The organism is Collinsella sp. wc0529, from assembly GCF_046116875.1.
Classification (GTDB): Bacteria; Actinomycetota; Coriobacteriia; order Coriobacteriales; family Coriobacteriaceae; genus Collinsella.
Map to the genome: position 1 here is coordinate 583,135 of NZ_JBJXBO010000002.1, position 25,330 is coordinate 608,464.

A 25,330-nucleotide genomic window follows, 5' to 3' on the forward strand; every position below is an offset into this window, starting at 1 on the left:
TTGTAAAGGGTTCCGCAAGTGCGGGACCCTTTTTTGTTTACATATTCGTAACAGAGTCAAAAATATCACCACATACTGCGCCCAACTAAAGAAATTCTTGACCGTTAACCGGAATTAGCCCCAAATCGTGCATAAAATGCGCTACTGTATTGCAAAACGTTGGCCTGTTGTGCATAACCAGCCATAGCAGCGGGCAGCGTTTTGATGGTTCGGATCGGATTGTCTCGACATGTGTCCGACTGAACATTTCTTTGTCCTATCTCATAAGGAGGATGGCATGGCTGATTCTATGTTCCACCAGCCCGTTATGGGTCGTCGCGCCTTTGTTGGCGGCACCCTTGCTGCGAGCTCCATGGCTTTTCTTGCCGCATGTGGCAAGAAGGGCGGCGACGCTTCCGGTTCTGAGTCCGGTTCGACGCTGAACTTCTACATCAACAACCCGGTCTGCATCGACCCCTACAACGTCCAGGAGGACCAGGGTACTCAGGTCGAGTATCAGCTCTTTGACGCTCTGACCTCTTACGACGCCGAGAAGGGCGAGATCGTTCCGCTGGCTTGCGAGTCCTTTGAGTCCAACGACGACGCCACCGAGTTTACCTTCAAGATCAAGAAGGCCAAGTTCCACAACGGTGACGACGTTACCTCTAAGTCCTTCAAGCTCGGTTGGGAGCGTCTGGTCAACACCAAGTCGGCCATCGCTACCGAGTATGGCCCTTCCGAGGTCTCCTATCACCTTTCCATGGTCGAGGGCTATGACGATCTGCTTGCCGGTAACGCCACCGAGCTCAGCGGTGTTACGTGCCCTGACGATGAGACCCTCGTCGTCAAGCTGTCTTCCGCTTACGCCGACTTCCCCTTCGTCGCCTCTCACCCGGCTCTGGCCCCGGTTCCCGAGTGCGCCGAGTCCGATGTCAAGAGCTTCTACCTTGCCCCGGTCGGTAACGGCCCGTTCATGATGGACGGCAAGTGGGAGGATGGCCAGGAGATCAACGTCAAGAAGTTCGACGATTACTATGGCGACAAGGCCAAGATCGATGGCATCCACTTCCAGGTCATCAAGGACATGGAGACCGCTTACAAGGAGTTCCAGGCCGGTAACCTCGATGTCTGCGACGTTCCCGTCGCTCAGATCGATGCCGCCAAGAAGGATCGCGGCGTGTCCAAGGACGGCTACACCATGGGTGACGGCGAGCGCATGCTGCTCGGCGCCGAGCCTTCCACCTACTACCTGACCTGCAACAACACGGCCGAGCCGTTCAACAACGCTGACCTGCGTAGGGGTATCTCCCTGGCCATTAACCGTGAGGCCATCTGCAAGACCATCTTCAAGGGTACCCGTACCCCCGCCGACGGCATTGTTCCTCCGGGCATCGATGGCTACAAGGAGGGCGCATGGGAGTTCTGCGCCTACGACGTCGACAAGGCTAACGAGTACCTCGACAAGGTTGCTCCTGCCGGTGCCAACGGTGACCGTGGCATTAGTGTGACCCTTTCCTACAACCAGGATGGTGGCCACAAGGAGATCATGGAGTCCATCATCGGTGACCTCGCCAAGGTTGGCGTTACCGCTGTCTCCGATACCCCTGAGTGGTCTGCCTTGCTCGAGCAGTACCAGAACTTTAACTATCAGTTCGGTCGTCTGGGTTGGATTGCCGACTACCCGATTATGGACAACTTCCTGTATCCGCTGTTCCACTCCGACTCCCTCGGTGGCGACAACCGCTCCGGTTACAACAACCCCGAGTTCGACGCCAAGGTCAACGAGGCTCGCACCACGGTTGACGACGAAGAGCGCGTTGCTAAGATGCAGGAGGCCGACGCTATGGTCGCTGCCGACTGCCCGGTCATCCCGGTGATGTTCTACACGCACACCATCGTCGGCTCCGATCGCATCAAGCACCTCTATGTCGATCCGCAGAAGCACGCTGAGCTGGGTACCGCTGAGCTCGCCTAAGAGTTTGCAGCTTCCGTGAGGGTCAAGTATTTACGTAGACCTCATGGGAAACATACAGTTCTCCCTAACCTGGGGTAAACTGGCTGATGGTAATTTTGGGATGCCGGTCTGGCGATCGGCATCCCATTTAGGTTAATCCCTAGATAGGGGAGTGGTATGGGTAAGTACATCGTTAAACGTGTGCTTCAGTTCATCCCGGTATTTTTGGGCGTTACGCTGATTCTGTTCGCCCTTCAGAATATCGTGCCGGGAGATCCGATCAAGCTGATCGGTGGAGACAAGGCTCTGTCCCCCGAGGTGGAGCTTCAGCTTCGCGTCCGCTATCACCTGGTCCAGTCGGACGAGGACGGCAACGCGATCCTTGACGAGAACGGCGACCCCGTTCAAACGTCGCTCGTGGACCGTTACTTGTATTACATGAACGGCCTGCTTCATGGCGATCTGGGCAATTCGTATCAGCGCAAGCTGCCGGTTACGGAAATTTTTGCCCAGAAGTATCCGTATACGGTCAAACTTGCCGCGTGCGCCATCGTGCTCGAGGCAATCATGGGTATCGGTGCGGGTATCATTTCGGCGGTAAAGCGTTATTCCTTCTGGGATATTTTGGTAACGCTCACCACGTCGATCCTCGTTGCGGTCCCGGCCTTCTGGCTCGGTATGTTGCTGCAGCTGTTCTTTGGCGTCATCCTCAAGGACGCTACGGGCGGTGCAATCTCCATGCCGATCTCGGGTGCCGGCGGTTCCAGCTCTCAGTATCAGGATTGGATGCACTATGTGCTTCCGACCATTACGCTGGCTTCGGTTTCGACCGCTTATGCCGCCCGCATTATGCGCTCGCAGCTGCTTGACGTCATGAACCAGGATTACATCCGTACGGCAAAGGCCAAGGGTCTCTCCAATCGCGCGATCATCGTCAAGCATGCGCTTAAGAATGCACTCATCCCCGTCGTTACCTATATTGGTGTCGACTTTGGTGGCATGCTTTCGGGCGCCATCCTGACCGAGACGGTCTTTAACTGGCCCGGTATCGGCTATGAGGTCTATCGCGCCATTAGCATGCGTGACTGGCCCATCGTTATGGGCGGCGTTACGCTCATCGTTGTCGTCGTCATGGTGATCAACCTGCTCGTCGACATTAGCTATGCATTCCTCGACCCGCGCATCCGCCTTGGCGGTCCGTCGGATAAGGCCTAAGGGAGGTACGTCTCATGCAGGAAACTGATTCTCAGTCTCAGGAGCAGGCTACCGCCACCAAGGTCGCATCTGCTCCCGCCAAGTCCCGCACGCTGTGGGGCGACGCTTTTAAGCGTCTTCGTAAGAACAAGCTCGCCGTTATCGGTGTCTGCTGGATTATCATCGTCGTTGTGGTTGCCCTGACCGCAGATCTGTGGGCTAAGCCCTGGCTCGGTTCTCCGACGGCTTCCGACTCGACCACTATGGCCGAGACGTCGCTGCTGGCTCCGTGTGCAGAGCATCCGTTTGGCACCGACGCCCTTGGTCGTGACATTCTTGTCCGCGTTATCTACGGTGCGCGCGTTTCGCTGTCCGTCGGAATTATGGCCACCGCGATCTCCACGCTGATTGGTCTGGTCATGGGTGCTCTGGCCGGTTTCTACGGCGGCATCTGGGATACGATCATCATGCGCTGTGCGGACATCTTCCTGGCGTTCCCGTACGTGCTGTTCGTTGTCGCCATGATCGCCGTTATCGGCCGTGGTCTTCAGAACGTCTTTATCGCCATCGGTATTCTCGGCTGGCCTTCGATTGCGCGCGTCTTCCGCTCTGCGATCTTGACCGTCAAGGAAAACGACTATGTTGATGCTGCGCGCGCGATGGGTGCATCTGATGCTCGTATCGTTGTACGTCACATCTTCCCGAACTCCGTCGCCTCCATCGTGGTCTACGCGACCATGAACATTGGTGGCGCCATTCTGACCGAGTCCGCTCTGTCCTTCCTCGGCATGGGCGTTATTCCGCCTACGCCTTCGTGGGGCTCCATGATTCAGGACGGTCAGCAGTATCTTCTGACCGCTCCCTGGATGATGATCATGCCCGGTCTGGCAATTCTCTCGACGGTGCTCGCCTTCACCCTGCTGGGTGACGGTCTGCGCGACGCCCTCGACGTCAAGATGAAGGACGCATAAGGATGAAGAAGAACAAGAACTATGTGGACCTGAAGGACCAGCCGGTTCCTGAGGGCCAGCATCTGCTCGAGGTCGATGACCTTAAGATGTATTTCCACACCGAGGATGGCGTTGTTCGCGCTGTCGACGGTGTCTCCTACACGCTCGATCGCGGCGAGACCCTGGGCGTCGTCGGTGAGTCCGGCTCCGGTAAGTCCGTGACCGCCATGACCATCATGGGCCTCATCTCGATGCCTCCGGGAAAGATCGAGGGCGGCGACGTTCGCTATCGCGGTCGTTCTATCCTCGAGATGACCGAGGAGGAGATGCAGCACATTCGCGGCAACGACATCGCGATGATCTTCCAGGATCCTATGACCTCCTTGAACCCGGTCTATAAGATCGGCAAGCAGGTGGGCGAGGGCCTTCGTCTGCACCGTGGCTACTCCAAGCAGGAGGCGCTCAAGCGCGCTACCGAGCTTTTGGACCTCGTGGGTATCCCCGAGCCCGAGAAGCGCGTCAATGAGTATCCGCACCAGTTCTCCGGCGGTATGCGTCAGCGTGTCATGATTGCTATGGCTCTTGCCTGCGATCCCGATATCCTGATTGCCGACGAGCCCACGACGGCTCTGGACGTTACCATTCAGGCTCAGATTATCGAGCTCATGCAGGAAATGCAGGAGAAGAACGGCAACGCCATCATCATGATTACCCATGACCTGGGCGTCGTTGCCGATATGGCTGATAAGATCATGGTTATGTACGCCGGCCGTCCCGTCGAGTTCGGTACTGCTGAGGAAATCTTCTACGAGAGTCGCCACCCCTACACCTGGGGCCTTATCCGCTCCATCCCGGAGCAGGCCATCGAAGAGAAGAAGCCGCTTACGCCGATTCACGGCAACCCGCCTTCGCTCATGAACCTGCCTGAGGGCTGCGTCTTCTCTCCTCGTTGTCCCTATGCGACGGACAAGTGCCGCAAGCAGCGCCCCGAGCGCGTTGTCACCGAGTCTGGTCATTACTCTGCGTGCCACTACTCCGGTGACCCCGAGTTCCTCAAGAACGCTCCTGAGACGTCCCGTACGCGCAAGGATTCCAAGAAGGGAGGCGAGGCGTAATGGCAGATACCAACGAGCGTACTCCGCTGCTGAAGGTCGAGCACCTCTCTAAGGAGTTCCCCGCTGAGTCCGGCATGTTCGCCAAGCGCTTCTCCAAGCGTGTTGTCTCTGCAGTAAATGACATTTCGTTCGAGATTTATCCGGGCGAGACCTTTGGTCTGGTTGGTGAGTCTGGTTGCGGTAAGTCCACGACGGGTCGCACCATCATGCGCCTGACCAAGCCGACCGCCGGTAAGGTGTTCTTCCAGGGTAAAGACGTTGCCGAGATGAGCAAGCATGAGATCAAGGACATGCGTCGCGAGATGCAGTTCATCTTCCAGGATCCCTATGCTTCGCTCAATCCCCGTATGACCATCGGCGAGATCGTCTCCGAGCCCATGACCATTCATGGCGTGGGTACCAAGGAGGAGCGTATCGAGCGCGTCCGCGAGCTGCTGGACGTCGTCGGTCTGAATCCCGAGCACATCAACCGTTATCCGCACGAGTTCTCGGGCGGCCAGCGCCAGCGTGTCGGCATCGCCCGCGCGTTCGCTCTGAAGCCCAAGCTGATTATCTGCGACGAGCCTGTCTCCGCACTTGACGTATCCATTCAGGCCCAGGTTCTGAACCTTCTTAAGGAGCTCCAGGACAAGTTCGGTACCGCATATCTGTTTATCGCCCACGACCTGTCCGTCGTGCAGCACATCTCCGATCGCGTTGCCGTTATGTACCTGGGCAAGATGGTCGAGGTTTCGGACTGGAAGACGCTCTACAGTGAGCCGCACCACCCGTACACGCAGTCGCTGCTGTCTGCCGTGCCGGTGCCCGATCCGGATATCCAGAAGACCCGCAAGCGCATCATCCTCGCCGGCGATCCGCCGTCGCCGCTGGATCCGCCGACCGGCTGCCGTTTCCACACGCGCTGCCCGATCGCGCAGGGCATCTGCTCCGAGAAGCTTCCCGAGTTTAAGGAAGTTGCCCCGGGCCACTGCTGCGCTTGTCACTTCGCGGAGCCGTTCCCGATCAAGGAATCGCACATCGACCTGTAGTCGGTTGTTTGTCCGGGCCCGTGCTGGACTTAGTTTTCAGAACGTCCTCGACCATGGAAACCCCCTTATCCTGCTCCTTCGGAGCTGCGGATAAGGGGGTTTTCCGGTCTGCGGAATGTTCTGAAAACTAAGTCCAGCACGGGCCCTGCGGTAACTCGGTAGGGGGAGTGCGATTCCTTGATCGCTCACTTAGTTTAATAAGAAATTGAGCGAGGCCGGAGCTTTAGCTCCGGCCTCCCCATATAAGGGCTCGGCAAAGCCGAGCCACCAAAATTGCATCAGCCCCCAGAACATGTTTGAGAACTGTGCCTGAAGTACGTATTTGCAGGCCCCGTATCGGTGTTGCCTCCCGGCGCATTCCGCAGGGGGAGCGATATTTTGCAGCACGAAGTGCGTAGCAAAATATCGCTCATGCCCGAGGACGCGCTGGGAGGCAACACCGATACGGGGCCGGACATATCGATTTACCAGCGCATTTACAAATTCGTAAACTTTTTTCAAAAAAGTGCTTGCACAGTTCTCGAATCATAGGTTATTATCTTCCTCGTTGAACGCGCGGGTCCCATCAAAACGAACTGCGAATCAACAACATAGCATGTCGGAGTGGCGGAATTGGCAGACGCGCTAGCTTGAGGTGCTAGTGACCGCTTTTTGGTCATGCGGGTTCAAGTCCCGCCTCCGACACCATCGCATTTGAGAAGCCTCTTCGGAGGCTTTTTTGTTACCGATAGACGGTGAGGTCCACGATGGAAACGCTTGAGCGCAACGAGTGGGCAGACGTTGCCCAACTGGTCGAGATCACGAGCGATGCTGTCATCATCTGTGAGCTCGACGGAACCATTCTGCATGTGAATAATCGTTTGCTCGACCTGATGTGCGAGGAACGCGCTGACGTCATCAGCGGTGATGTCAAAGACGTTCTGTACTCGTCTGCCTTTGAGCGCGCGACCGAACATCGCCTGCCGTTTGAGACCGATGGCTCCGAGAGCGAGCTGATGCTCAAGCTGAGCGACGGGTCTTTTATTCCCGTCTTGGTTCGCGCGGGTTCCGTTACGCCTCCGCGTATCTTTGGACGTCGTGCGCCGCGTGTCCTGGTGGCGCTTCACAGCATCGAAGAGCAGTATTCCCACGATCGTCAGCTCAAACGTGCGCTATCGGAGCTTAGGGTGGCGAATAAACGCCTTTCGGGTACCCTTTCAGTCATTATGAGTACCGTGGGCTCCGATGAGCTCCCCAGCTTGCTCGATACCGTTTTGAATCAGCTCGTTGGAACGCTCGATGCCTCCGGTGCGGCTATCTATTTTTCCGAGAGCGGCGGCTTTAAGCTCCGCGGTGTTTCTAAGGAGCTTGAGGACAGCTATCTGCCCGAGTTTATGCCGTACGGCGCGGGCATTCCGACCTACGTACTTCGCGAGTCGCGTGCCTGTCGCCTGTCGATCCAGCAGGACCTTGAGGGCGACCGGGTTGCTTCGGGTATGTTCATGGATTTGGACAATCGTTCCAAGCACTTGCTGCGCGTGCAGGATATGCCCCCGTATCGCAGCGAGATCTGTCTTCCTGTGTTTTACGGCACGCAGGTCCTTGGCGTGTTGGAAGTTGGCTGGAAACGCCCCCAGGCGCCACTTGCCTATGACGTGAACGTGCTCGAGGTCATCTGCGATTACCTGTCTATTCAGCTGGTCGGCATGGCGTCGAGCTTACGTTCGCGCCGCACGGCGGAGCTCGGCCGCTCGCTCAATTTGCTGCGCGACGAACTGTTTACCTATCTCGATGATCCCGTTGCCGCCTCGCGAGCGGTGTCGACGGAAATCTGCACGGTGCTCAATTGTCATTTCTGCCCCGTGGAGTATGATGCGGGCCTCGAAACCTATGTCATCGATTTTGAGGGCGGCAGTCGCGTGCCGTTGCCGGGCGATCCGGAGTCGCTCTTCTTTTCCACCACCGCACCAGCTGCGCGTTTGGGGGTCGCTTCCGATGGTTTTGAGCCGTCGGTGCTGGGCGGTGCGAGTGCTGATGATCTTAAGCATGTGCGCTTGACCCGCGTCGACGAATCCATGCCTATGGGCGGATGGTTGAGGGCTCATGGCCTGCCGTGCCAGGGCCTCTATGTCGATTCCGGCTTCGAGGCGGGACGCGTTCGCTCGGAGGGCGGCGGTCGGCGGAACAACGATGCAATCGTTCCCGCTGATATCGCCAAGGGGCCGACGAGGCGCGCTTTGCTGCTCCGCGATGGCAGCCAAGAACCAATTGACGACCTTGAATACGACTACCTGGTGCATCTGGCGCATGACTTTGAGCTGATCTATGAAGGCGAGTCTCAAAAGCGCGAAGAGCGTCATATCGCTCAGACGCTTCAGATTGGCATGAGAAATTCGCTTGGTGACGTTCCGGGCATTGCAACCGATTCGGTATACCTATCGGCAACGAATTCTGCGTTGGTCGGCGGCGACTTCTATACGCTTGTCCGTCTTCCCGACGATTGTGCCGTAATGATTTTGGGCGATGTGTCCGGCAAGGGGATTGAGGCGGCGTCGATGTCGGCACTCGTCAAGACGGCGCTGACGGCCTATGCCTGGGAGGGTGCAGGGCCTGCCCGTATGGCACGCTCGCTCAATAGCATGCTCATGGGCTTTTCGAGGGTCGAGACGTTTGTGACGGCGTTTATCGCCAAGATCGATCTTAAAGCGGGCCGCGCTACTTATTGCTCTGCGGGACATCCTCCCACTATGGTCATTAGGCCGTCGTCGACGCCGCGTGGCGGCGGCGAGACCTGCGGGGGAGAAGTGGAGCTCCTTGGGTGCCAATCGGGCGTGATCGGTGCCTTTGAGAGCATGGTCTACGAGACGGGCGTGTTTACATTCGCTCCTGGTGACATGCTATTTATGTATACCGACGGAACAATCGAAGCACGTGATCGCTCGGGTGCTTTCTTTGGCGAACAACGCCTTCGCGACCTTCTGCTCTCTGTCTCGGGTGAGGGCGTATCGGGAATCTGCGGCAAGGTCTTGGGCGAGCTTGACCGCTTTACCGAGTCGGCGCTGGACGATGACATCGCGCTGGTTTCCCTTGAGTTTTTACGGGGTCGATCGTAGGTCACGACGCCTGACGGGCGAAATCTGCGCGGTTGCAGATACGTGTGCATCGAGCGAGCTCTTTTGGGGAACCATGGTCGTATGAATGAGTGGAATGACATAGCGGTTTTGACGCCACCGGGCGATATCGACATCGCCTCGGTGCCCGCACTGCGCCGACGGTTGGATAATTTGATCGACCGGGGCGTGCGTCGTGTTGTCATCAATTGCCAGACCGTGGGCTTTATCGACTCGACGGGTTTGGCGTTTTTGCTTACACGTGCTAGAGAGCTTATGAGGCATGAGGGGCTGCTTTCGCTCGTTAACGCCTCCGATGAGGTCGTTCGCTTTTTGGAAATTGCCCGACTTGTTGACATCCTTCATGTCGCGGGCCCGGCGCGGGAGTCGATTCCCGCCATTCCGGTGGGGGAGTTGCCGCGATGGAGCAAGAGCGTCGAAGTGCAGCGAGGCATCGAGAATCTCCCGTATTATCGGCATCGTGTGGCCGAGCTCCTCGAATCGCTTCCCCTGAGGCGTGATGAGCGCTATGACGTCGCATTGGCGTTGGGTGAGGCATTGGGTAACGCATATGACCATGCGGGCGGTGTTGGCTGCATCCTGACGGTTCAGGCCTATGGGGACCGTGTTGTGCTCGAGGTGCTTGATCGGGGCGCTGGCTATTCTATCGATGGGGCGAGCGAACCGGTAACATCCGAGGAACGCGGACGCGGTATCAAGCTTATGCGTATGCTCGTCGATAATGTGGAAGTTGCCCGTCGTACAGATGGCGCCGGCACACGTGTTCGGATGGTGAAGCTGTTTAGCTCAGCATTGGAATCGTGTGCTTAGGGTCTTGGCTTGGCGCTATTTACCTGCATGAACTTGCTTTGAGCAACTTTTTTGAAAAAAGTACTTGCGTCTTTAGGACAACTCGCGTAAATTAATAACCCGCAAGCGGACATGGCTCAGTTGGTAGAGCACAACCTTGCCAAGGTTGGGGTCGCGGGTTCGAGCCCCGTTGTCCGCTCCATTTGGGCGTTTAGCTCAGGGGGAGAGCGCTTCCCTGACACGGAAGAGGTCAGAAGTTCAAATCTTCTAACGCCCACCAAATGTTCGCAGTCCAGAGGCTTTGCTTCTGGACTGTTTTGTTTTATGCCGCCAAACATGCCAGCAAATTTTGATCCAAGGTCTGTATGCGATGGTCTTCGTGTCCCGTAGGGGTGCCGGCAGATTGCATACGTCCTGGCCGAGCGTGACCGCAACATGTTGGTCAAGCATAATCTTTTGGATTCTTTTGGCGTGAGTGGCTTGGTTTTAGTAGGATTTGTCAGTGGCTTGACTAAGGGGGTTTTATAGCTGCCATGCAGGTAGCCGTGTTGGTAACGTTTTACCGACTTGTCAAATACCCCTCATTTATAATGCGTCTGCAAAATGACTAATTGCTTTGACCTGCTGAAACACTATATGTTGTGTTTGACCTAAAAAAAGAATACAGGATATAGATGCATCTTTGTCGTATGATAGATGGCGGACAGAGAACGAAGACCTTAATTGCCTCTTTTGAACGTGTCCTTGAGCCGCTTGATCGGCTCCTGGGAATGTCCGCATAGAGGCTTATGGTTTATCGAGAACACAGATTGCGCGACGGCGCCGTAAGACAGGGGCAAGCCCTGCCGGGCATCGTTTGGCTCTGAAGCGCAATGAGGCTACGACGCGAAAGAGGCAAGAGGATGAAGATCATCAAGCGCAGCGGCACCGAGGTTGTCTTTGACATCGATAAGATTGTCAATGCCATCCGCGCCGCTAACTTGGAGGTCGAGGAGAGCTCTCGTCTAACCGACCGCCAGGTGGTTTATGCGGCGCAAAACGTCGCCGAGGCATGCGAGAACGCGGGCCACACCGTTTCGGTCGAGGAGATCCAGGATTTGGTCGAGGACGAGATCATGCGTCTCGACTGCTACGAGGTTGCCCGCCACTACATCATCTATCGCTATGTTCAGAGCCTGAAGCGCCAGAAGAACACGACCGATGACAAGATTCTGTCGCTGATCGAGTGCAATAACGAAGAGGTCAAGCAGGAGAACTCCAACAAGAACCCGACCGTCAACTCCGTTCAGCGCGACTATATGGCTGGCGAGATTTCCAAGGACCTGACCCAGCGCGTGCTGCTGCCTCAGGAGATCGTGGATGCCCATAATGAGGGTCTGATCCATTTCCACGATTCGGATTACTTTGCCCAGCATATGCACAACTGCGATCTGGTGAACCTGGAGGACATGCTCCAGAACGGCACTGTTATTTCGGGCACGCTGATTGAGAAGCCGCACAGCTTCTCGACCGCCTGCAATATTGCGACGCAGATTATCGCCCAGGTTGCTTCCTCCCAGTACGGCGGCCAGTCCATCTCGCTGACCCATCTTGCCCCCTTTGTTGAGGTGAGCCGTCAAAAGATTCGTGGCGAGGTCGCCCGCGAGCTCGAGGAGCTCGGCGTTTCCGCATCTCCCGAAAAGGTTCGCGAGGTCGTTGAGGATCGCCTGCGTGACGAGATCCGTCGCGGCGTCCAGACGATTCAGTATCAGGTCGTGACCCTTATGACCACCAATGGCCAGGCGCCGTTCGTGACGGTCTTTATGTATCTTAACGAGGCCCGTACGCCTCAGGAGAAGCACGACCTTGCCATGATCGTGGAGGAGACGCTTCGCCAGCGCTACGAGGGCGTTAAGAACGAGGCCGGCGTGTGGATTACCCCGGCATTCCCCAAGCTTATCTATGTACTCGAGGACGATAACGTTCACGAGGATTCCCCGTACTTCTACCTGACCCAGCTGGCTGCCAAGTGCACCGCCAAGCGCATGGTGCCCGATTACATCTCCGAGAAGAAGATGCGCGAGCTCAAGCTGTCTAAGGGCGAGACCGCCGGCAACGGCGATTGCTACACCTGCATGGGTTGCCGCAGTTTCCTGACGCCCGACCGTTCGGGCAACGGTTTTAACAACGTTGCCAACGCGCTGAACTACGACCCGAACAAGCCCAAGTACTATGGTCGCTTTAACCAGGGCGTTGTGACCATCAACCTGCCTGATGTCGCACTGAGCTCGCACCAGGATATGGACAAGTTCTGGAAGATCTTCGATGAGCGCCTTGAGCTGTGTCACCGTGCCCTGCTGTGCCGTCATGAGCGCCTGATGGGTACACTTTCTGACGCCGCGCCGATTCTTTGGCAATACGGCGCCCTGGCGCGTCTGAAGAAGGGCGAGACGATCGACAAGCTGCTCGTGGGCGGATACTCTACGATCAGCCTGGGCTATGCCGGCCTGTATGAGTGCGTTAAGTACATGACGGGTCACAGCCACACCGAGAAGGAGGGCACGCCGTTTGCCATGGCCGTCATGCAGCACATGAACGACAAGTGCGCCGAGTGGAAGGCCGAAAGCGATATCGACTTCTCGCTGTACGGCACCCCGCTTGAGTCGACGACCTACAAGTTTGCCAAGTGCCTGCAGCGCCGTTTTGGCATTATCCCGGGCGTGACGGACAAGGGCTACATTACCAACAGCTATCACGTCCATGTGTCCGAGGAGATCGACGCATTCGACAAGCTCAAGTTCGAGGGTATGTTCCAGCAGCTTTCGCCGGGCGGTGCCATCTCCTACGTCGAGGTTCCCAACATGCAGGACAACCTCAAGGCTGTCATTCGCGTGATGCAGTACATCTACGACAACATCATGTACGCCGAGCTCAACACCAAGAGCGACTACTGCCAGGTGTGCGGCTACGACGGTGAGATCAAGATTGTCGAGGACGATGGCAAGCTGGTGTGGGAGTGCCCCAACTGCGGCAACCGCGACCAGGAGAAGATGAATGTCGCTCGTCGTACGTGCGGCTACATCGGTACCCAGTTCTGGAACCAGGGTCGAACCGAGGAGATCCGCGACCGCGTGCTGCATCTCTAATAACCATCCCAGGCTGCCCCGTAGCGAGGCCCCGGACCTTTACTCGCTATTTCGGACAGTCCTGGCTCACGACGGAGGCGCCACTGGCGCCTCCTGTTCGTGCGGAACTCATATCGAGCAAAGGTCCGGGGCCTCGCTACGGGGCAGCCAAGTTGATGTAGCTGAGATGCGGCATGCGGTCTGCTCACTCCTCGAAGTTCTTAGCGGAAATAATTTGAGCTGCAGCTGCGATTTACTTGCGATGGCGGTTGAGCTGCAGCTGAGTATTTATTGGACCTCGAACCCTATGCTCGATGTTCGCTTCGTTCATTGAGTTACCCTTTGCATGAGGCCGGGACATATCGTCCCGCCCGCAGTTTCGCAGGCCGAAGGCCGAGAATGTTTGAGGACGGGAAGATATGTCCCGGCCTCCCGGGAGAGTTACTTATGAACTACGCGAACATTAAGTATTTCGATATTGCTGATGGTGAAGGCGTTCGTACTTCTCTGTTTGTGAGCGGGTGCCGTCGTGGGTGCAAGAATTGCTTTAACTCTGTCGCGTGGGACTTTGCTGCGGGCGAGCCGTTCGATCGCGCCGTCGAGGATAAGATTATCGAGAGTCTCGATCATCCCTTTATCGATGGCCTGACGATTCTGGGTGGCGAGCCTATGGAGCCCGAGAATCAGGCGGGGCTTGTTGACTTTATCGAGCGCGTGCGTGCGGCCTATCCTGCTGGGTCGGGCAAGACCATTTGGTGCTTTACCGGTGACGTGCTCGAGGAGCTTATGCCGGGTGGCCGTCATCATACCGAGGTGACGGACCGTATCCTGGCCTGCCTCGACATGTTGGTGGACGGCCCGTTCGTTCAGGATCTGTACGATATCTCGTTGCGCTTTAGGGGCTCGAGCAATCAGCGCGTGATCGACATGAACGCCACGCGCGCTCGTGCTGCACGTGAGGGCGTTGCGCTTTGCGATGCTGTGGAGCTTTGGCGGGACGATCCGGTCTATTCGACCCATACTATGTAGCTGGCAGAGGTTGCGTGCCGGCGTGGTACCATAGCGCGAACGCGAAATCGAAAAAAGTGAGGCCCAGATGGTCGATCAGGAAAAAGTCGAGACTGCCATTAAGCTGCTGCTTGAAGGTATAGGCGAGGACCCAACTCGTGAGGGCCTGCTGGAGACTCCGGCGCGCGTCGCCCGTATGTATGGCGAGATTGCCGGCGGTATGGACCAGAGTGCCGAGGAGCACCTGTCCAAATCTTTTGCCGTCGCTTCGAACGATTTGGTTATCGAGCGCGACATTACGTTCTACTCGCTGTGCGAGCATCATCTGCTGCCGTTTTATGGCAAGGCCGCCATTGGTTATATCCCTAACGGTCGGGTGGCTGGACTTTCCAAGCTCGCCCGCACGGTTGAGGTCTATGCCCGCCGTCTGCAGCTGCAGGAGCAGCTGTGTGCGCAGGTTGCCGATGCTCTCATGGAGTATCTTGCTCCCCAGGGAGCGATTGTGTTGATGGAGGCCGAGCATATGTGCATGACGATGCGTGGCGTGCAAAAGCCCGGCACCAAGACCGTGACGCTCGCTCGCCGCGGCATCTTTGAGACCGATCCGTCGCTCGAGGAGCGATTCTTTAGGATGCTGGGACGCTAACTATGAGAGTCGTCAACGACTTTACATCGAATACTGACGAGGGAACGCCGCGTCGCGGTTTTATGGCTTCGGGCCTAGCCCCCTTTGGTGCCATGCCTCGTATCGATTACATCTGTGCCAACGGCCTGTTCCGGCGGCACCTGGGCAACATTGCACAGTTGGAATCGGGGCGTATCTTCTGCCGCCACGGTATTGACCATCTGCTCGATGTCGCTCGCATTATGTGGATCAAGAATCTCGAGGAACAGCTCGAATTTGACCGCGAGGTCATCTACGCCACGGCACTTCTTCACGATATCGGCAAAGATGAACAGTATGAATCGGGTATATCCCATGATGTTGCAAGCGAACGCGTCGCTGATGCGATTCTCGGCGGCATGCCCGATGACGTAGCGTTTGAGCCGGCCGATGCTGCGGCCATTAAGACGGCCATTCTGGGCCATCGAAAGCTGCGCGTGAACAGCCAACCGCTCGAGCGTCTGCTCTATGCAGCCGACAAAGCGTCGCGCGCCTGCTTTGCATGCCCCGCGCGCAATGCTTGCAATTGGAGCGATGATAAAAAGAACCTGTCGATTCGCGTGTAGTTAGTTTGCGCGGTCGGGGTTCTAAACGAAGGAGACGATCGCGATGAGTAACAAGAAACTGCCCGAGAATGCAACCAAGACTGAAGGCGCCGAGCTCGCCCGCCGTGGAAGGGGCGAAATATCCACCGCAGCGGCGGTGCCCCACGTGAGCTATGACGACCTGCGCCATGCTGACCGCATTACTATCGACGGTCTCGAGGTCTTTGCCAACCACGGTGTGTATCCCGAAGAGAACGCGCTGGGCCAGAAGTTCATCGTGTCCTTGGTGCTCTATGCCGACCTGCGTGCAGCAGGGGAGCACGACAACCTGGATGCCTCGATTGATTATGGCTCGGTGTGTCACGATGTCGACGGATATCTGCGCGAGCATACGTTTAAGCTCATCGAGGCTGCAGCCGAGGGTGTGGCCCAGATGCTGCTGCGTCGTTACCCCCTGCTGCTTGGCGTGCGTGTTAAGCTCGATAAGCCTTGGGCTCCCGTCGGTCTTCCCCTGGCAAGCTGCGGCGTCGAGATCGAGCGAGTGCGCTAGTCGACGCTAGAGCTTGTTGAGGGGTGGCCGCTTGAGCCGCTGCGACAGAGCCCTATTGTTGGGGCAGTACGTGTCGAGCAGGGCGTGAAACCGCTGATTGTGGCTTGGCTCGAGCAAGTGGACGAGCTCGTGGGCGACAACCATGTCGAGGCATTCGACAGGGTAGGCGGCGAGCTCGCGCGCGATGCGAATGGCGCCGGTTTTGGGTGTGCATGAGCCCCAGCGCGTCTTCATACTGCGTACGGAAACGCGGGAAACGGCGATACCCATTGCGATTTCGTATGCATGCACCATATCGCGCAGCGCTGTGGTGACCTCGGATGCATAGAGCTGGTCGATGCGGGTCTGGAGCTCATCGGGCGTCAGGCCGTCGAGGATTGCGCGCCGCTCGGCCTGTAGGCGTTCGTTCGATTTGTCGGCGCCCATAAAACTTGCGAAGGTGGCCTGCTTGGGCCGCGGTGCGGGCGATGCAAAGTTGTGATCGAGCGCATCTTGTACCGTGATGGGCTTGCCCCAAAGCGCAATGATGGACGAGGGACTGAGCGGCTCTCGCGCCGTCGCCTGATGTTGCTCACGCTGGTCAAGTCGGCTGATAATCCAGGCGCTGTTGCGCTTCACAAACGCTTCGATACGCTCGCGGCTGGCGCCGAGCGGTGCGCTGGCGTGGGCCTCACCGCTCGATGTGACGCGTAGGTTGAAGTTCTTGACGCGCTTTTTGGTAACGACGACGGGGATGGATGTGCCATCCGGTCGGGATACGGTAATCGTAAATTGCTGCGTCAAAAGCGGTCCTTCAGATTGGGGACGGGCCGGCATGTCGACCGTTCGGCATACCGGCCCGCTCAAGGGATGTGAAATTAATAGCGCTCAAAGAAGGCAAGCGCGTTGTCGCTGCAGAGCTTTTGCATCACGGTCTTGCCAAAGTGCTTGGAAAGCATGTTCTGGAACTCGGGCATCTTGCTGGCATCGGAGAGGAAAGCGGGCACCGTGGCTCCGTCCCAGTCGCCGCCGAGTGCGATGACGTCCTCGCCGCCCAGGTCGAGCCAGTGCTCGATATGTGCCGCCAGCTGGTCGAAGGTGACGTCTGCAGCGGTCTCGTCGGTTGCGTCGTTGGAAAGGAACTCGCTGCAGTAGTTGAGGCCGACGATACCGCCCATGTCGCGAATGGTGCGGAACTGGTCGTCGGTGAGATTGCGCTTGACGCCGCAGACGGTGCGGGAGTTGGAGTGGCTGGCGACGAAGGGGCGCGTGGCGTGGGCGACAACCTCGTCAAAGCACTCATCGTTGAGGTGGGAGACGTCGAGTACCATACCGGCGTGCTCCATCTGCGTAAGTGCCTCGATGCCGGCGGCGGTGAGGCCGGCGTGGGTATCGTGCCCGCTCGCGAGCGGTCCCTGCGCGTTCCAGCTGAGTGACGACATAAGCACGCCCAAGCTCTTGAGCACCTCGATCAGCGCGGGGTCCTCGGCAAAGAACGTGGCGTTTTCGATGGTGTGGATGCAAGCGACCTTGCCGTCCTTGAGCGCGGGGCGAATGTCTGCGGCGCTGCGTACGTTGACCATGCGGTCGTGGTTGAGCATTGCCTGGCCGCTCATATGCGCCATGATTTGCGCCTGGAAGCGCGCGGCGTGGGCGGCGGGAATCTCGTCGGGGACAAACGTGGCGAAGCACTGTGCCCACGGCGTGTTGCCGATCTTTGCGAGCGAGATGGCGCAGGCGTTGCCCTCGATGAGATCGAAATCTTGCGGATGCGTTTCGTCGCCGGGGAAATAACCGTCGGTGCCGGCGGTAAAGCGCAGGTCGAGATCGAGCGTGGCCCAGCCGATGCGGTCAGCGGTGTCGCAGTGTAGGTCAAATACGGGATATGCCATGGTTCCTCCGGTTGCAGCGTTTCTTTGCAAACTGTCATTGAATTGTATGACTAGGGTATAGTTAGCGCCATATGTTCATGGCGGCCCGCGTTGTGCGCCGCCCTTATTACGGAGGTTACCATGTCCAACCAGGGCAAGAAGGTCAAGACCCATTATCGCGGCACGCTCGATGACGGCACGCAGTTCGATAGCTCCTACGATCGCGGCGAGCCGCTGGAGTTCACCTGCGGCGCCGGTCAGATGATCAAGGGCTTCGACGCCGCTGTTGTCGACATGCAGGTGGGCGAGAAGAAGACCGTGCACATCCCGGCTGCCGATGCCTACGGCGAGCACAATCCCGAGATGGTTATTGCCTTCCCGGCCGAGCAGGTTCCCAACATCGAGCAGATCGAGAAGGGCATGAAGCTCTTCCTGTCCACGCCGAGCGGCATGCCTGTCCCCGCCGTCGTCATTGACGTGACGCCCGAGGCCGTGACGCTCGACGCCAACCACGAGTTGGCCGGCAAGGACCTCAACTTTGATATTGAGCTCGTCGAGGTCGAGGGCTAGAGCATGCCTGAACGCTTGGTTTCGACGACATGTTTGGGAAATCTCAACGATCCGTCCTATGAACTCCTGCTTCGCCGGGAGCTGGGCGGTGTCTTTGAGGTCGATGAGCTACTGCTCGATTGGGACCAGGCTGATGTATGCGTGTTTGTGGGCGTGACGGAGCTGGGGCGCACGATCGATGTTCGGCTGGATGCTACCGACGGTGGTCGTCTTGCCGACGGCGACGTGCTCGCCATTGACCGTTCGGGCGTGGTGCCCGTGGCGGTTGTCGTGCGCCTGCGCAGCGCCGAGGTTTATTTGGTCGAAGTCGACCGCATGGATCCGATTGCGCTCGCGCATGCGTGCTGGGAGATCGGCAACATGCATGCGCCGCTCTTCCGGGGCGACTCGGACGAGCATACCGTGCGCATGTATACGCCGGTGCAGCCTGTTTTGGGCCGCATGCTCCGGGGTATCGAGGGCGTTCGCCTCTCGGTGGTTACCCGTGAACTCGATACGGACCGGCGCTTTGCGTCGAGTGCGGCGGAGGTCGTCGTTAGCATGGCTCCGGACTTTACCATCGTAAAGAAGGCGCGCGGTTAACGTGCGTATGAGTAAGACGGACTTTGAGAGGCAGCTATTCAAAGTCCGTCTTACTGTTGATGAGGTGCTTTGGGGGAAAGCATATGGGTCTTGAGGGAATCAAGCTGATTGCATGCGATTTGGACGGCACGTTGCTGCATCCGGGGGAGCGCGAGCCGCGTTCCGAGGCCTTTGAGCTTATCGATGAGCTACATCGTCGCGGTATCGTGTTTATGCCGGCGAGTGGTCGTCAATATGCGAGCTTGCGCTACCTGTTTGCCCCGGTGGCCGATGAGCTCGCCTATGTATGCGAAAACGGAGCCCTGGTGATGAGCGAGGGGCGTGCCGTGGTCAAGCGCTCTATGGAGCGTAGCCTTGCTATGGATATCGCGAATGCTGTGGTTGCGTATCCCCATGCCGACGTGACCCTTTCGTGTGAGGGACACCTCTACACCATGAGCGGCAACGATGCGTTCGTCGACCATTTGCGCTATGAGGTCCACTGCGACGTGGCGGTGGTCGACCGTCCCGAGGACATCGACGAGGACGTCATTAAGATTGCCTTCCAGACGCCCGAGGTGGATCAGCCGGCGGCGCTGGAGCATTTTGAGCGCCTCTTTAGCGACCGTGTCGACGTGATGACGTCGGGAACCGAATGGACGGACTTTATCGGTTTCGGTTCGGGCAAGGGCTCCGCGCTTGCCGATTACGGTCGTGCCCTGGGGATTTCGCCCGATGAGATGATGGCGTTTGGCGATAACGAAAACGACCGCGACATGCTCAACGTCGTGGGCCATCCCTATCTGATGGAGAGCTGCAACCCCTCTATGCGTGGCATTAACGACCGCGTCCGCTACGTGCGCACGGTCGAAGAAGAGCTGCGTCGTCTACTTGCTGAGTAGACATTTGGGACATGTCTAGAAATCTACTTTTTGCTGCAAAGTGCGGAAAGGTGGATTTTAAGGCATGTTCCAAACATCTACCGACAGTCAGGGCAGAGACCCTCGAAGATGGTGTAGTGCGACGTGACGTGCCAGCCGATTTGCTCGGACGCCTTGGCGTCGAGCTGGGCATCGAAGGGGAGCGGTACGTCGATGACGCGGCTGCACGAGGTGCAGATGATATGTGCGTGCGGCTCGATGGTGCGATCGAAGCGACTCCCGCCCGGCGTCTTGATCGAGAGGATTTCTCCGGCATCTGCCAAGAGATTAAGATTGCGGTAGACCGTACCGCGGCTGATTTTGTCATCCTGCGCGCGCACGACGTTGTAGATTTCGTCGGCGGTGGGATGGTTATAGCTTTGGCGCACGGCGTCAAGAACCAGCTTTCGCTGCCTGGTATTCCTTCTTTGCACCGCCATGCGCCTCGCCTCTTTTCTACTAACGGTCGTAGGTAAATGATACCGTATTTAGCACACAATACTAATAATGAGGAGTGAAACCGTCTTCATTGGCAAGTGGGGCTCGGACCTGGGCGTCTACGAGGCGAAAACGCGTCCCCATGCGCTCGTAGGAGGCATGAAGCGCCTCGAGATGAGATAGGATGTTTGCCGGAGCTCCCTGTATCTCCATCTCGACTGAGCCGTCTTCCATGTTACGCACCCAGCCGGTGAGCGCGCGTGCCTGCGCGAGGTTGGTGTTGGTAAAGCGAAAACCAACGCCTTGGACTTGCCCCGCCCAGCGCAGGAAATAGCGCAGGGGAGTGTCTTGAGTGACCCCGTCGCTTGCGAGCACAGTAAGCCTGCGGCGCAGCTCGAGCTCGACGTTTGACGGCTTTTGAGGCTCTCGACTGCCGCTGGTGACGCTGGAGAAGAACGTATCGAAGAAGCCCATCGCTATGCCTGCTTGCCTGCGTCGGCCGGGAAGGTTATGCCGGCCTGCTGGCGCACGGCATCCATGATGCGCAGTGAGACGAGCGTGACATCGCGGTAGTGGCCAAGCTCGTGGCGTCCCGCCGGGGTCTCCCAAATCTCTTCCTTGACGTTATCGATGCCGCCGATGGCGGTGATAAAGTCTGTGAGTTCGTATTCCATGGTGTTGCTCGATTTGGGCAGGTCGAGCACGCGGCCGTTGTCGCCCTGTTCGCGCGGTGCCTCGGTCGCTGAGCCGCGTACGACATCGCCGCGATAGTCGATGCGGACGTTGCGGGGCGTGGACAGATGGTCGATCTGGATAGTGCCACGCTCGCCTTCGATCTGCGAGGGCAGCAGGTCATTCGTAATTTTGGAGTGCGCGAGCTCGACGGAGATGCGGCCACCGCCGTAACTGGCGAGGATAGAACCGCAGCCGTCGATGGGGCCGTGCGTGAGCTGTCGCGTGGTGGGGTCGAGCAGAGTAGCCATGCTCGTAAGGCCGGAGGGCATGCCGAAAATCTCGACCATGGGCTCGACGGTGTAGACGCCAATGTCCATGAGGGAACCCGATGCCATATTGCAGTCGAAGATATTGGTGGAGCGTCCCGCGAGAATCTCGTTGTAGCGCGAGGAATACTTGCCAAAGCGCAATGAGGCACGACGAATGGGCGCAATCTCGCCCAGGGCGTCCTCGATGGCGTGGAAAGCGGGGTCATGGAGCGGGCGCATGGCCTCGAGGGCCACGACACCTGCTGCCTCGGCAGCGCGGAAGACTTCCAGCGCCTGCGCCTCGGTGGCGCAGAAGGGCTTCTCGACGATGACGTGCTTGCCACCGGCGATGCAGGCAAGGGCCTGCTCGTAGTGAAGTGCGTTGGGGCTGCCGATATAGACGGCGTCGACGTCGGCAGCGGACGCAAGCTCGTCAAGTGCGGTGAAGTTACGCTCGCCGCCGCGCTCGGCGGTAAAGGCAGCACCGCGATCTGCATTGCGCGAGAGCGTGCCCACAAACGCGGCTTGGTCGTTGGCGTTGACGACCTGGATAAAGTCGTCGGTAATCATGGATGTGCCGATGGTCGCTATACGCAGCATGTATCCCCCTCGTGCTGTTCGGTTTACAGGATGAGTGTAGCGCGAGGGGGCAGGAAATAGCGTGCGAAAACGCCGTTACAGGTCGCTCTCGTTAAAGCCGGTGTCGATATCGAGGTTGGCTCCGTCGGCCGCCGTGGTGGCAAGCTCGTCGCAGCGCTCGTTGAGCTCATGGCCGGCATGCCCTTTAACCCAGATGAACTCCACTTTGTGCTTGCTCTTTGCGGTGAGCAGGCGCTCCCACAGATCGCGGTTCTTGACAGGTTGCTTGTTGGCAGTCTTCCAGCCGCGTTTTTTCCATCCGTCAATCCAGTGCTTGTTGAAGGCGTTGACGACGTACTGCGAATCGGAATGGACTTCGACGTCGCAGGGGCGGTTGAGTGCCTCGAGCGCCACGATAACGGCCATGAGCTCCATGCGGTTGTTGGTGGTCTTGGCGTAGCCGCGCGAAAGCTCGGAGGTGAAGGTCTTGCCGGCGGGGTTGGTGTATTTGAGCACGGCGCCGTAGCCGCCGCGTCCCGGATTTGATCGGGCCGAGCCGTCGGTATAGATGATGACCTTCACATGGTTCCTTTCGTTGGGTATGTTTCGTGCGAGTGACCATTGTAGCGCCATGCCCGCCGGGGGCTAGCAATCTATGATTTCTACCCCGTCTTCCGACAGTTAGTTGGCATGGATGATGCGGTTGAGCTCATCGAGGTATTGCTGCAAGAGGGGAGAGGGCTTGCGCTCGTCGTGCATGATATGGCCTACGTGCATCGTTGGGGCGTCTGCTAACGGGATCGATGCCATACCCCATTGCATTTCATTGGAGAGGACGCCGGTCGACAGGGTGTAACCGTTCGACGTGATAAGTAAGTTAGTAAGTGTTCCGCGGTCCGAGATTCGTATGTTGCGGTCGCAAGGGATATAGCTAAAAGGTTCCTCGGCGTAATAGAAGGAGTTTGAGGTTCCCTGCTCAAAGCTGTAGCGCGTATAGGGCGTGAGGTCGGCAAGGGACAGCTGAGGGCGGCGCGCGAGCGGGTGGCGCTCGCTAACGAAGACGTGGACCGTCGCGTCGAATAGGGGATGGAAGCTTGCGCGGGCATCGGCGAAGGCCTTCTGCAGAACGCGGGTGTTAAAGTCATCCAGATACAGAATGCCGATATCGCTGCGAAACGCACGGACGTCATCGATGATCTGCGATGTGGTGGTCTCGCGCATGATGAACTCGAACTTGCTGTCGCGGCAGCGCTCGACCACGTTGACAAAGGCCTCGACCGAAAAGGCGTAGTGCTGGGCGGAAATGGCGAGGCGGGCCTGAGGTGTACCGCCGTCCTCGTAGCGGGCCTCGAGCATGTCGGCCTGCTCTACGACCTGGCGCGCATAACCCAAAAGCTCGGTGCCGTCGTTGGTGAGTGCAACACCGCGGCTAGAGCGCGTGAAGATCTCCAGGTGGAGTTCCTGCTCCAGGCTTTTGACGGCGTTTGAGATGTTGGACTGAGCGGTATAGAGGCGCTGAGCTGCGGCGTTGATTGAGCCGGACTCTGCCACGGCGATCAGAAAACGAAGCTGCTGGAGGGTCATCGGCGCCGTCCTTTCGAGCGTTATCTACAAAACCGATAACAGGTTAGCGCTTTTAAGTGATTGACCGAGCGAAACAATGCTCGTACTATTCAAAACACACAAAGGCGGTAGGTAATTAAACCGACCACGGAACCGGGATGCGAAAGGAGGCCCGCATATGAAATGCTTACCAAGACGAATGCCGGGCTCCTGTTTGCGCCCGTTGGCGTGATCAGGAGACAGCGACTTACTTCTCTCTAATTTGTTTACTTTTGTTCGATCAAGGAGATCATCATGAGCCAGTTCATCAACAACCCCGAGCACACCTTTGGTTTCGATACCCTGCAGCTTCACGTTGGCCAGGAGAGCGCCGATCCCGCATCCGACTCCCGCGCCGTGCCTATCTACCAGACCACGAGCTATGTGTTCCGCAACTCCCAGCACGCCGCCGACCGCTTTGGTCTTGCCGATGCTGGTAACATCTACGGCCGTCTGACCAACTCCACCCAGGGCGTCTTCGAGGACCGTATCGCCGCACTCGAGGGTGGCGTGGCAGGTCTCGCCGTCGCCTCCGGTGCTGCTGCCATCACCTATACCCTGCAGGCTCTTGCTCAGGCCGGTGACCATGTGGTTGCCCAGAAGACCATCTACGGTGGCTCCTACAACCTGCTGGAGCATACGCTCTCCCAGTTTGGCGTCGAGACCACGTTTGTCGACGCTCATAACCTGGGCGAGGTCGAGGGCGCCATCAAGGACAACACCACGGTCATCTATCTCGAGACGCTCGGCAACCCCAACTCCGACATCCCCAACATCGACGCCATCTCCGAGATCGCCAAGAAGCACGGTCTGCCGGTTGTCGTCGACAACACTTTCGGCACCCCGTATCTGTTCCGCCCGCTGGAGCATGGTGCCAACATCGTCGTCCACTCCGCAACCAAGTTCATCGGCGGCCACGGCACCTCGCTGGGCGGTGTGATCGTCGACGGCGGTAACTTCGATTGGAAGGCGAGCGGCAAGTATGAGCAGATCGCCGAGCCCAACCCCTCCTACCATGGCGTCTCGTTTGCCGAGGCTGCCGGTCCCGCCGCCTTCGCAACCTATGTCCGCGCCATCCTGCTGCGTGACGAGGGCGCCTGCATCAGCCCGTTCAACGCTTGGATCCTGCTCCAGGGCACCGAGACTCTGTCGCTGCGCGTTGACCGTCATGTCGAGAACACCAAGAAGGTCGTTGAGTTCCTGGCTGGTGATAGCCATGTCGCCAAGGTGAACCACCCGAGCCTGTCTGAGCACCCCGATCACGAGCTCTATCAGAAGTACTTCCCCAACGGCGGTGCCTCGATCTTTACCTTTGAGATTAAGGGTGGCCAGGAGGCAGCTTGGAAGTTCATCGACCATCTGCAGGTCTTCTCGCTGCTCGCCAACGTGGCCGACGTCAAGTCGCTCGTCGTGCACCCGGCTACCACTACGCACTCCCAGCTCTCTGCCGAGGAGCTCGCCGAGCAGAACATCACGCCCTCCACGATCCGTCTTTCCATCGGTACCGAGAACGCCGAGGATATCATTTGGGATCTGAAGCAGGCCTTCGCCGCGCTGGACGAGTAAGGCGACTTGTGCAAGGACCCCTTGCGACTCGATAGGTATAACTGCATAAAATGCCTGCTCAAGGCGCCTGTGCGAACAATGGTTGCACAGGCGCCTTTTTTGCATAGAGCGGGTGCAAAAACAGGGTTTTTGGCATGCTTTATGCAATCGAGATGTGGAAAACTCCTGTTAAGAGGATGTGAGTTTTACGCAATTGACGTGCGCCTTTTGAGTAAAACCGCAGGTCGCGATTTGCTCGGGGTACTATGCAGCGCGATCGAATCACACGCAG

Annotated in this window: 23 protein-coding genes and 3 tRNA genes; 19 read left to right on the plus strand and 7 right to left on the minus strand. The window is 58.0% G+C overall.

The features are described 5' to 3' along the window. The first annotated feature begins 277 nt into the window (after positions 1-277). The 15 genes from ACKUTP_RS09130 (at position 278) to folB (ending at position 15,990) form a co-directional block, all read left to right on the plus strand. Positions 278-1,954, plus strand: a complete 1,677-nt coding sequence (locus ACKUTP_RS09130) for an ABC transporter substrate-binding protein (protein ID WP_409064167.1) — start codon at positions 278-280, stop codon at positions 1,952-1,954. Positions 1,955-2,110: 156 nt separating this feature from the next. Beyond that, positions 2,111-3,148 (plus strand): ABC transporter permease, encoded by a 1,038-nt coding sequence (locus ACKUTP_RS09135; RefSeq protein ID WP_022094885.1) that lies wholly within the window; start codon positions 2,111-2,113, stop codon positions 3,146-3,148. Between the two features lie 14 nt (positions 3,149-3,162). Continuing rightward, entirely contained in the window at positions 3,163-4,098 is a 936-nt protein-coding gene (locus tag ACKUTP_RS09140) for an ABC transporter permease (protein ID WP_006236141.1), read from the plus strand. Positions 4,099-4,100: 2 nt separating this feature from the next. Further along, the gene (locus tag ACKUTP_RS09145) at positions 4,101-5,192 is read left to right on the plus strand and encodes an ABC transporter ATP-binding protein (RefSeq protein ID WP_022094887.1); all 1,092 of its coding nucleotides are present in this window, start codon (positions 4,101-4,103) and stop codon (positions 5,190-5,192) included. Next, entirely contained in the window at positions 5,192-6,220 is a 1,029-nt protein-coding gene (locus ACKUTP_RS09150) for an ABC transporter ATP-binding protein (protein WP_022094888.1), read from the plus strand. The genes ACKUTP_RS09145 and ACKUTP_RS09150 overlap by 1 nt, the downstream gene beginning before the upstream one ends. A gap of 597 nt (positions 6,221-6,817) precedes the next feature. Next, positions 6,818-6,907, plus strand: a tRNA-Leu gene (locus ACKUTP_RS09155). 59 nt (positions 6,908-6,966) lie between these two features. Beyond that, on the plus strand, positions 6,967-9,312 hold the full coding sequence (locus ACKUTP_RS09160) for a GAF domain-containing SpoIIE family protein phosphatase (protein ID WP_409064168.1): 2,346 nt from the start codon (positions 6,967-6,969) through the stop codon (positions 9,310-9,312). 81 nt (positions 9,313-9,393) lie between these two features. Next, complete coding sequence (locus ACKUTP_RS09165; RefSeq protein WP_022094395.1) at positions 9,394-10,140, plus strand: anti-sigma factor antagonist; 747 nt, start codon at positions 9,394-9,396, stop codon at positions 10,138-10,140. 105 nt (positions 10,141-10,245) lie between these two features. Then, a tRNA-Gly gene (locus ACKUTP_RS09170) sits at positions 10,246-10,321 on the plus strand. A 3-nt stretch (positions 10,322-10,324) separates the two neighbouring features. Next, a tRNA-Val gene (locus ACKUTP_RS09175) sits at positions 10,325-10,399 on the plus strand. 622 nt (positions 10,400-11,021) lie between these two features. Beyond that, positions 11,022-13,244 (plus strand): anaerobic ribonucleoside-triphosphate reductase, encoded by a 2,223-nt coding sequence (gene nrdD / locus ACKUTP_RS09180; RefSeq protein ID WP_195239173.1) that lies wholly within the window; start codon positions 11,022-11,024, stop codon positions 13,242-13,244. A 426-nt stretch (positions 13,245-13,670) separates the two neighbouring features. Beyond that, positions 13,671-14,252 carry an anaerobic ribonucleoside-triphosphate reductase activating protein gene (gene nrdG / locus ACKUTP_RS09185; RefSeq protein ID WP_349089655.1) on the plus strand — a complete coding sequence of 194 codons (582 nt, stop codon included), beginning with the start codon at positions 13,671-13,673 and terminating at the stop codon, positions 14,250-14,252. Positions 14,253-14,319: 67 nt separating this feature from the next. Then, complete coding sequence (gene folE, locus ACKUTP_RS09190) at positions 14,320-14,877, plus strand: GTP cyclohydrolase I FolE (protein ID WP_409064169.1); 558 nt, start codon at positions 14,320-14,322, stop codon at positions 14,875-14,877. Positions 14,878-14,879: 2 nt separating this feature from the next. Further along, positions 14,880-15,461 carry an HD domain-containing protein gene (locus tag ACKUTP_RS09195; protein WP_199576432.1) on the plus strand — a complete coding sequence of 194 codons (582 nt, stop codon included), beginning with the start codon at positions 14,880-14,882 and terminating at the stop codon, positions 15,459-15,461. Between the two features lie 43 nt (positions 15,462-15,504). Then, a complete protein-coding gene (gene folB, locus ACKUTP_RS09200) occupies positions 15,505-15,990 on the plus strand; it encodes a dihydroneopterin aldolase (RefSeq protein ID WP_409064170.1) in 486 nt (161 codons plus the stop codon). A 6-nt stretch (positions 15,991-15,996) separates the two neighbouring features. Here the strand turns inward: folB and ACKUTP_RS09205 are convergent, their stop codons facing one another. Both ACKUTP_RS09205 and ACKUTP_RS09210 read right to left on the minus strand, forming a co-directional pair. Beyond that, positions 15,997-16,773, minus strand: a complete 777-nt coding sequence (locus ACKUTP_RS09205) for a M48 family metallopeptidase (protein WP_022094402.1) — start codon at positions 16,771-16,773, stop codon at positions 15,997-15,999. Positions 16,774-16,847: 74 nt separating this feature from the next. Next, complete coding sequence (locus tag ACKUTP_RS09210; protein WP_409064171.1) at positions 16,848-17,861, minus strand: dipeptidase; 1,014 nt, start codon at positions 17,859-17,861, stop codon at positions 16,848-16,850. Between the two features lie 120 nt (positions 17,862-17,981). Between ACKUTP_RS09210 and ACKUTP_RS09215 the strand changes: the two genes are divergently transcribed. The 3 genes from ACKUTP_RS09215 (at position 17,982) to ACKUTP_RS09225 (ending at position 19,873) form a co-directional block, all read left to right on the plus strand. Beyond that, positions 17,982-18,410: a peptidylprolyl isomerase gene (locus tag ACKUTP_RS09215; protein ID WP_409064172.1), complete on the plus strand. Its 429-nt coding sequence runs from the start codon at positions 17,982-17,984 to the stop codon at positions 18,408-18,410. A 3-nt stretch (positions 18,411-18,413) separates the two neighbouring features. Continuing rightward, positions 18,414-18,992: a hypothetical protein gene (locus tag ACKUTP_RS09220; RefSeq protein WP_349089660.1), complete on the plus strand. Its 579-nt coding sequence runs from the start codon at positions 18,414-18,416 to the stop codon at positions 18,990-18,992. An 83-nt stretch (positions 18,993-19,075) separates the two neighbouring features. Then, on the plus strand, positions 19,076-19,873 hold the full coding sequence (locus ACKUTP_RS09225) for an HAD family hydrolase (protein WP_346976752.1): 798 nt from the start codon (positions 19,076-19,078) through the stop codon (positions 19,871-19,873). Positions 19,874-19,950: 77 nt separating this feature from the next. Here the strand turns inward: ACKUTP_RS09225 and ACKUTP_RS09230 are convergent, their stop codons facing one another. From ACKUTP_RS09230 to ACKUTP_RS09250, 5 genes are all read right to left on the minus strand, one after another. Further along, positions 19,951-20,331 (minus strand): Fur family transcriptional regulator, encoded by a 381-nt coding sequence (locus ACKUTP_RS09230; RefSeq protein WP_172677978.1) that lies wholly within the window; start codon positions 20,329-20,331, stop codon positions 19,951-19,953. A gap of 61 nt (positions 20,332-20,392) precedes the next feature. Then, complete coding sequence (locus ACKUTP_RS09235; protein WP_271760110.1) at positions 20,393-20,803, minus strand: acylphosphatase; 411 nt, start codon at positions 20,801-20,803, stop codon at positions 20,393-20,395. A gap of 2 nt (positions 20,804-20,805) precedes the next feature. After that, a complete protein-coding gene (locus ACKUTP_RS09240) occupies positions 20,806-21,912 on the minus strand; it encodes a Gfo/Idh/MocA family protein (protein WP_409064173.1) in 1,107 nt (368 codons plus the stop codon). A gap of 75 nt (positions 21,913-21,987) precedes the next feature. Next, positions 21,988-22,524 (minus strand): ribonuclease HI, encoded by a 537-nt coding sequence (gene rnhA, locus ACKUTP_RS09245; protein ID WP_409064174.1) that lies wholly within the window; start codon positions 22,522-22,524, stop codon positions 21,988-21,990. Positions 22,525-22,572: 48 nt separating this feature from the next. Continuing rightward, a complete protein-coding gene (locus ACKUTP_RS09250) occupies positions 22,573-23,475 on the minus strand; it encodes a LysR family transcriptional regulator (protein ID WP_409064175.1) in 903 nt (300 codons plus the stop codon). Positions 23,476-23,748: 273 nt separating this feature from the next. Here ACKUTP_RS09250 and ACKUTP_RS09255 point away from each other — a divergent pair, with 273 nt between their 5' ends. Beyond that, the gene (locus ACKUTP_RS09255) at positions 23,749-25,059 is read left to right on the plus strand and encodes an O-acetylhomoserine aminocarboxypropyltransferase/cysteine synthase family protein (RefSeq protein ID WP_409064176.1); all 1,311 of its coding nucleotides are present in this window, start codon (positions 23,749-23,751) and stop codon (positions 25,057-25,059) included. Positions 25,060-25,330 lie beyond the last annotated feature (271 nt).